This is a genomic window from Clostridium sp. (assembly GCF_016650095.1).
Classification (GTDB): domain Bacteria; phylum Bacillota; class Clostridia; order Clostridiales; family Clostridiaceae; genus Clostridium_AD.
Genome location: NZ_JAENWL010000202.1, coordinates 1 through 6,694, shown reverse-complemented (window position 1 = coordinate 6,694; position 6,694 = coordinate 1). Strand labels below are relative to the sequence as shown.

Sequence of the window (6,694 nt, the reverse complement as noted above, 5' to 3'; positions counted from 1 at the left end):
GTCCTATTATGAAGCTTTTTGTGATTGGGAAAAGAGTAGAAATAATTGGATAGTTAATAAAGATTTAATTAGTTTCAGCCCTGGTGTTGTTCCATCTCTATCGGTTATTGTAAGAGAATTTTCTAATAGTGAAGATAAAATTTTGATACAGACTCCAGTTTACCCAGAATTTTATGAAGTAATAGAATCATGGGGCAGAGTAGTAATTGAAAACCAATTATTAGAACAAAATGGAGTTTATTCTATAGATTTTAAGGACTTTGAAGAAAAATTAAAGCAAAAACCAAAGTTATTTATTATGTGTAGCCCTCAAAATCCAGTAGGAAGAGTATGGAGAAGAGAAGAACTAGAACAAATTACTAGCCTGTGCCTACGCTATAATGTAATGATTATTTCTGATGAGATACACTCAGATTTGATGTTGTGGGATAATAAACACATTCCTACTGCAAGTATATCAAAGGAGGTAGCAGACAAAACTATCACCTGTACTTCATGTACAAAAACTTTCAACTTAGCGGGACTACAGGCTTCTGTAGTGATTTTTCCAAATGCTTGTTTTAAAGAGACATTTGATGTTTTTTGGAGAGGCATGGATATACATCGCAATAATTGCTTTAGTCTTGTAGCTGTAGAAGCTGCATATAGATATGGTGGAGAATGGCTGGAACAGTTAATTCCATATATTGAGGGGAACATTAATTTTATAAGGGATTTCTGTGGTCGCAATATACCCAAAATTAGTCCTACCATACCGGAAAGTACATATCTGGTTTGGCTTGATTGTCGCAAACTAGAATTAGGGAATGATGAACTAAAAGAATTTATGATTAATGAAGCTGGTCTTGGGCTCAACGCTGGTAATGACTTTTGTCGCAACCTCTCTGGGTATATGCGTCTAAATGCTGCTTGTCCCCGCTCAACACTTGAAAAAGCTTTGCTACAACTTGAAAAAGCTGTTAATTCGTTGAATAAGGATAATTAGAAAAGAGAATTCAAAAGAGTGATAAAGAAATTTTTTTTATCGAAAAGTTATTCTGATACTACCATGAAGGAAAAAGCTGGGAAAGCGAATTGGAGGAATATATTATGACTAAAGAAATTAAAAATGGAATTTTATATTTTGACGGGTGTAATACATTAGAGTTAGTTAAAGAATATGGTACACCTCTGTACGTTATGTCTGAAACTGCAATTGTAGACAAATGCAAAGAAATAAGAGAAACGTTTTTAAAAAAATATCAGAGAACAAGAGCTGCATATGCTTCAAAGGCTTTTTTAACTCTTACAATGTGTAAAATAATCGAAAGAGAAGGACTATGTATAGATGTAGTTTCTGGGGGAGAATTGTATACAGCTATTAAAGCTAATTTTCCTGCTGAAAAGATAGAGTTTAATGGCAATAACAAATCCATAGAAGAGATAGAACTTGCTATTAATTATAACATAGGTAGAATTATTGTTGACGGACTTGATGAGCTTAGCCTAATAGAAAGTGTATGTAAAGAAAAGGGCAAGAAAGTAAACATTTTATACAGAATCACTCCTGGGGTAAAGAGTAATTCTCATGACTATATAGTTACAGGTAAAAAAGATTCGAAATTTGGGATACCATTAGATGATGAAATAATATTTTCTGCTGTAGAGAAGGCAATAGAATCAAAATATGTTAATTTTCTGGGTTTTCATTTTCATTTAGGATCACAACTTCATGATAACAAATCTCACTTACAGGCTCTTGAAATAACCTTGAAATTAATTAAAGAACTAAAAAGTAAGTTTGGATATATAACTTCAGAAATAAATATAGGTGGTGGATTTGGTATCAGATACACTCAAGCAGATGAAGCGAAATCATATGCGTATTTCTTAGACCCTATGATGGAAAAATTAGAACAGTTTTCAAGAGCATTAAATATAAAAAGACCTGAAGTAGTTATAGAACCGGGCAGAAGTATTGTAGGCGAAGCTGGTATAACATTGTATAAAGTAGGAACAATTAAAGATATTCCAGGAATTAGGAAATATGTTTCTGTTGACGGAGGAATGACTGATAATATTAGACCTGCACTGTACCAAGCTGAATATGAAGGAGTGGCAGCTAATAAGGCAAATGAACCAAAAACAGATACAGTCACAATATGCGGTAAATGTTGTGAATCAGGAGATGTACTTATTAGAGATGCTAAAGTAGCTCAATTAGAAAGAGGAGACATATTTGCTATATTTGTAACCGGAGCATATGGATATTCTATGGCTAGCAATTATAATAAAAACCCATGTCCAGCTGTTGTTCTTATAAAAGAGGGAAAACACCAGTTAATAGTAAAAAGACAAAGCTACGATGATATGCTACAAAATGATCTGTTTTTTAAGGGATAAATACAAATAGCATTTTTGAGGAGGAAACTATGGAATTTACTAAAATTCAAGGAGCAGGTAATGACTTTATAATAGTAAACAATATGAAATTAAATATATCTTTAAGTGAAATACCTAAAATAGCTGAGAAATTGTGTAAGAGGAAAGTATCTTTAGGTGCAGATGGTTTTATAGTAGTTGATAGTCCTGAAAGTGATGCTGATTTTAAAATGCGCTTTTATAATTCTGATGGTAGTATTGGTGAGATGTGTGGTAATGGTGCAAGATGTATTGCTAGATATGCATATATGAATAATATTGCAGGAAAAAAAATGAGGTTTGAAACATTGGCGGGTATAGTATCAGCAGAAATACTAGAAGGTAGACTTGTAAAAGTTAAGCTTAATAATCCTGAAAAGATTAAACTTGATTCTAATGTTGAAATTGATGGTAAAAAATATGAGTGCTCTTATATAGAACTCGGGAATCCAGGAATTCCTCATGCTGTTGTAAAATACCCAGGTCTTCAAAACACGGATGAAAGTGAATTATTTGATATTGGGAGAAAAATAAGATTTTATAAAGATTTTCCTAAAGGAGCAAATGTAAACTTTTTTGATATTTTAGACGATACTACTGCAATTTTAAAAACATATGAAAGAGGAGTTGAGGATTTCACATTGGCATGTGGAACGGGTTCCGGTTCAACTGCAGTTGCTCTCGTACTAAAAGGGTATTTAAAGGGTAATAAAGTGAAGATTGTTTCACCTGGAGGAGAATTACTTATAGAAATAGAAAGATTAGAGGATAGTGTAGAAAAGGTATTTTTAATAGGGGATACTAATATAATCGCAATTGGTAAAATAATGGATGAAGATTTAGAATATATATTATAGCTTCTAACCTTTTAAATGATTATAGAATATTCATTACCTATCATGGTTTTAATATTTTATATATATATAAAATTATAAAAATAAAGGATTATTTGAAATTGTTAAAAATTCCTAGCAAACTAAATAATGAAAGGAAGTATTAAAATGAAAACAACAAGACAAAGTGTATGGAAAAACTATCGTTTCCCGATTATTTTACTTCTATCTATTGTAATAGGCAGCATCATTGGTATTATCTTTGGTGAAAAAGCAATAGTACTTAAGCCTTTTGGAGATGTATTTCTTAACTTAATGTTCACGGTTGTAATCCCTTTAGTATTTGTTACCATAGCTAGTGCGGTAGGAAATATGGTCAATATGAAAAGGCTAGGGAATATTATAAGCAACATGTTCCTAACATTTATTGTTACAGGGTGTATTGCTGGCGTCATCATCCTTATCATTGTTAAGGTGTTTCCACCTGCAGCTGGAGTTAATCTAGCATTGGATTCTACTATGGAGCTAGAAACAGTTAAATTTTCCGAACAAATTGTTAAGGCATTAACCGTAAATGATTTTAGTGGTCTACTTTCTCGCTCTAACATGTTGCCACTTATTGTATTTTCAATTATATTTGGGTATTGCGTTAGTTCTCTTGGAGGTGAAAACAACATTATAGCCAGGGGTTTAGATGCTATGACCAAAGTCATGATGAAATTTGTTGGAATTATTATGTGGTATGCTCCAATTGGTTTGGGTGCTTATTTTGCAAGTCTTATTGGTGAGTTTGGACCTCAATTATTGGGTGCATATGCAAGAGCTATGCTTATTTATTACCCACTGTGTATCGCATACTTTTTTATCGCATTTTATGCGTATTCATATTATGCAGGTGGTACTGAAGGTGTAAAAACTTACTTTAAAAATATTCTAGAACCAGCAATTACATCCATTGCAACACAAAGTTCTATTGCAAGTTTACCTGTAAACCTAGATGCTACTGAGCGTATGGGAGTACCAAAGGATATTCGTGAAATTGTGTTGCCGATTGGTGCAACTATGCATATGGACGGTACTGTTATTTCATCTATATTAAAAATTTCATTTTTGTTTGGAATATTCGGGCAAGAATTCTCTGGAATTGGAACCTATGCTACTGCAATAGCAGTTTCAGTTCTTGGTGGCGTAGTTATGTCGGGTGTTCCGGGTGGTGGACTAATTGGTGAAATGCTAATTGTAAGCTTATTTGGATTCCCGCCAGAAGCATTTCCAATTATTGCAACTATTGGTTTCCTTGTAGATCCTCCTGCAACCTGCATAAATTGTACTGGTGATGCTGTAACATCTATGATAGTTACTCGATTGGTTGAAGGTAAAGACTGGATGAAGAAGAGTGCTCAAACTTTATCATCTTCTATCAAGGGCTAACCATTGGTTACCTTAGATATTTCATCAAAGGAAGACTATAGCTATCGAAAAGTGCTTATATAAAAATCACAGAATGATTTAACCAAAAGGAGGTCTAATTCAATGATTAAAATTCCGGAAAAAATAATGTTTGCAAACTTACCAACAAGGATAGAAAAACTAGAAAGACTAACACAAAAGCTGGATGGACCCAATATTTATATAAAAAGAGATGATCAAACAGGGACAGAAGTCTCTGGTAATAAAATAAGAAAACTTGAATTTTCTGTAAAGGAGGCACTTAATAAGGGATGCAATGTACTTATTACCTGTGGAGGAATTCAATCTAATCACTGCAGAGCTACGGCAGCAGTAGCTACAAGGCTTGGAATGAAATCGGTGCTTGTTTTGAGAGGAAACTCAGAAACAGAATTAGATGGTAATTTGTTTATAGATAAGCTTTTGGGAGCGGAGATTCAATTTATTACTCCAGAGGAATATAAAAATAATAAAGCTGAAATTATGGAGCAAATCAAGTCGCAATTAGAGGAGAAGGGTTTTAAACCTTATATTATACCAGAAGGTGCTTCTAATGGAATTGGTGGATTTGGATACTATAATGCTATGGAGGAAATTATTTGCCAGGAGAAGGAGATGGGTGTCAGTTTTGATAGAATTATACTGGCAGTAGGATCTGGTGGAACTCATTCTGGACTATTCCTAGCAAGTAAAACTCTAGAGTATACTGGTGAAATATATGGTACCAATGTTTGTGATGATGCTGAGCACTTCAAAAATGAAATTTGTAAAATAGTGCATGAGAGTATGCAATACCTAGATATGAATTTACATATTTCAAAAGACGAAATTCATATTATAGATGGATATGTGGGAAGGGGATATGCACTAAGTAGGCAAGAAGAAATTCAATTTATTCAAGACTTTGCAAAACTAGAGGGAATTATTCTGGATCCTGTGTATACGGGAAAAGCCATGTATGGATTGGTTGAAGAAATTAAAAAGGGATCTTTCAAAAACTGCAAAAACATTCTATTTATTCATACCGGCGGAGCTTTTGGCTTGTTTCCTCAAAAACATTTATTTGAGTTTTAAGAAAAAATAAACCTTTGGATTTGATTCAAAGGTTTATTTTTTCTACTAATTGATTATATTTTTTATTCTTCTCACCCCATCCAACAGAAAATAAACGGGACTACCACTAACAATTCATTCCCGTTCGCTGCTTATGCTAAAGAATAACGGAGAGATGTCGAACTTTTTAAAAACCTCTATCTGGAGCTCAGATGGGGGTTCCTTTTGGTTCAATATAGCATCTAAATTTATCTTCTATATTATTATCTTCGCATAGATGACCTTAGTATAGAATATATTATTCATATAGCCTAACAATAAGAATTAATTGATTCTTAAGGTAATATAATGCCATATAATAGATTGCTATAAATGCAGAAATGGGGATATTTTATGGTTAAGATACTATTAGGGTTACTAATTTTGCTGGAATCATACTTTGCCACTATATATATTTCTGACGTTTTTAAAGGGGAAAAGGCAGAAAATTTTCGAAATAAGAACTTTATTATTTTTGGTGTAATAGGGTTTATAGCTAGTTTTTTCGATACTTTAGGAGTAGGAAGCTTTGCTATTATAACATCCATAGTTAGGCTTTTCAAATTGACTGATGATAGAACCCTTCCTGGTACTTTAAATGTATCTTGTTCAATTCCTACGGTTTTTGAGGCGATTATTTTTTTAACTGTAATAAAAGTTGATAAAATAACATTGGTTTCAATGATTATTTCTGCTGTTTTAGGTGCAATAATAGGAGCGGATATTGTGGCTAAACTTAACATAAAAAAAGTAAGAATTGGAATGGGACTAGCACTAATTACGGTTGCTATTATTATGTTTTCTGATTTGTTGCATTTTATGCCAGTTGCCGGAACAGCCAGTGGGCTTGTAGGAACTAAGCTTATGATAGCCATTGGTTGTAATTTTATACTTGGAGCACTAATGCAACTTGGTGTTGG

Annotated in this window: 6 protein-coding genes; all 6 read left to right on the top strand. The window is 33.1% G+C overall.

Features of this window, described 5'->3' with window-relative positions:
* Positions 1–985, top strand: a 985-nt coding sequence (locus JJE11_RS12035) for a MalY/PatB family protein (RefSeq protein ID WP_291635924.1), incomplete at its 5' end; no start/stop codon positions are given.
* Positions 986–1,089: 104 nt separating this feature from the next.
* Positions 1,090–2,382: a diaminopimelate decarboxylase gene (gene lysA / locus JJE11_RS12030; protein ID WP_291635911.1), complete on the top strand. Its 1,293-nt coding sequence runs from the start codon at positions 1,090–1,092 to the stop codon at positions 2,380–2,382.
* 29 nt (positions 2,383–2,411) lie between these two features.
* On the top strand, positions 2,412–3,257 hold the full coding sequence (gene dapF / locus JJE11_RS12025) for a diaminopimelate epimerase (RefSeq protein ID WP_291635909.1): 846 nt from the start codon (positions 2,412–2,414) through the stop codon (positions 3,255–3,257).
* 144 nt (positions 3,258–3,401) lie between these two features.
* Positions 3,402–4,664 (top strand): dicarboxylate/amino acid:cation symporter, encoded by a 1,263-nt coding sequence (locus tag JJE11_RS12020; RefSeq protein ID WP_291635907.1) that lies wholly within the window; start codon positions 3,402–3,404, stop codon positions 4,662–4,664.
* Between the two features lie 102 nt (positions 4,665–4,766).
* Positions 4,767–5,756 (top strand): D-cysteine desulfhydrase family protein, encoded by a 990-nt coding sequence (locus JJE11_RS12015; protein ID WP_291635905.1) that lies wholly within the window; start codon positions 4,767–4,769, stop codon positions 5,754–5,756.
* 372 nt (positions 5,757–6,128) lie between these two features.
* On the top strand, positions 6,129–6,694 hold a 566-nt coding region (locus tag JJE11_RS12010), incomplete at its 3' end, for a sulfite exporter TauE/SafE family protein (protein ID WP_291635903.1).

Coding starts and splice junctions, on each gene's coding strand:
- lysA (WP_291635911.1), top strand. CDS start 1,090: ATGACTAAAGAAATTAAAAATGGAATTTTATATTTTGACGGGTGTAAT.
- dapF (WP_291635909.1), top strand. CDS start 2,412: ATGGAATTTACTAAAATTCAAGGAGCAGGTAATGACTTTATAATAGTA.
- JJE11_RS12020 (WP_291635907.1), top strand. CDS start 3,402: ATGAAAACAACAAGACAAAGTGTATGGAAAAACTATCGTTTCCCGATT.
- JJE11_RS12015 (WP_291635905.1), top strand. CDS start 4,767: ATGATTAAAATTCCGGAAAAAATAATGTTTGCAAACTTACCAACAAGG.